This window comes from Shinella sp. JR1-6, assembly GCF_004284735.1.
In the GTDB taxonomy this organism is placed as follows: domain Bacteria; phylum Pseudomonadota; class Alphaproteobacteria; order Rhizobiales; family Rhizobiaceae; genus Shinella.
In genome coordinates this window covers 1-1270 of record NZ_SHMI01000108.1, presented here as the reverse complement: position 1 = coordinate 1270, position 1270 = coordinate 1, and the positions used below count along the sequence as shown (strand labels likewise).

At 58.6% G+C, this 1270-nt stretch carries 1 protein-coding gene and 1 pseudogene; both read left to right on the top strand.

Annotation, left to right across the window (positions count from 1 at the left end):
• Positions 1–414 (top strand): annotated as a pseudogene (locus tag EXZ48_RS34555) (IS21 family transposase); the annotation flags it as partial.
• Positions 404–1198 carry an IS21-like element helper ATPase IstB gene (gene istB, locus EXZ48_RS34550; RefSeq protein ID WP_130521584.1) on the top strand — a complete coding sequence of 265 codons (795 nt, stop codon included), beginning with the start codon at positions 404–406 and terminating at the stop codon, positions 1196–1198. The pseudogene EXZ48_RS34555 and the gene istB, both read left to right, overlap by 11 nt.
• Positions 1199–1270 lie beyond the last annotated feature (72 nt).

The window sequence follows — 1270 nt, the reverse complement described above, 5'->3', positions numbered from 1 at the left end:
AAACCACCGCGAACGATTTACGACTGGCGGCATTACCTTGCGGTCATCCAGCGCAAACCCGGAGCCCTGCGCAATGGTGCGCCTTTCCTGGAATTGCCGCGGGCCTTTCGACAGTTGCAGGACCAGATGCTGCGTCGCCTGGGCGGCGATCGTGAGATGGCCGATATCCTGGCTCTGGTGCTTCATCACGACGAACAGGTCGTCGTCAGGGCTGTGGAGCTGGCTCTGGATCAAGGCGTCGCGACCAAGACACATGTGCTGAACCTGCTGCATCGTCTGATCGATGGGAAAACGACTGACGGCCCTGACATCGACACGCCACAGGCGCTGACCTTGTTGCGTGAACCCAAGGCCAACGTCGAACGCTACGATGGCTTGCGTGTCCGGATCGTGGGAGGTCGCCATGCGTCATGATCCCGCAAGTGCCGCCGTCGTCATCATGCTGCGGAGCCTGAAGATGTATGGCATGGCCCAAGCCGTCACAGACCTGATTGAGCAAGGGGCTCCAGTTTTTGATGCGGCCGTGCCGATCCTGTCCCAGTTGCTGAAAGCCGAGATGGCCGAACGTGAGGTTCGCTCGATTGCCTATCACATGAAGGCTGCTCGCTTCCCAGCCTATAAGGACATCTCCGGGTTCGACTTCGCCGCCAGCGAAATCAACGAAGCGACGGTGCGCCAACTGCACCGATGCGAGTTCATGGACGGGGCGCAGAATATCGTGCTCGTCGGTGGGCCGGGCACAGGAAAAACACATGTCGCGACTGCCCTTGGGGTCCAGGCGATCGAGCATCACCGCCGGAAGGTCCGCTTCTTCTCGACCATCGAATTGGTCAATGCGCTCGAACAGGAGAAGGCCAAAGGCAAGGCAGGACAGATCGCTGAGACCCTGGTTCGCCTCGATCTCCTGATCCTCGATGAATTGGGATACCTTCCGTTCAGTGCCTCAGGGGGAGCGTTGCTCTTCCACCTGCTAAGCAAGCTCTACGAGCGCACCAGCGTCATTATCACGACCAACCTCAGCTTCAGCGAATGGGCAACCGTCTTCGGTGATGCCAAGATGACCACGGCTTTGCTCGATCGCCTGACCCACCGTTGCCATATCCTGGAAACAGGAAACGACAGCTTCCGCTTCAAGGCCAGCTCGGCCGCAGCAGCTCAGAAGAGAGGAGAAAAGGCCAATCCCTTGACCAAAGCCTGATCAGAAAACCATACTCAGAGGTGGCTCACTTCTCGGTGGAAAAACCGGCTCAGTTCCGCGTGGAAACCAACA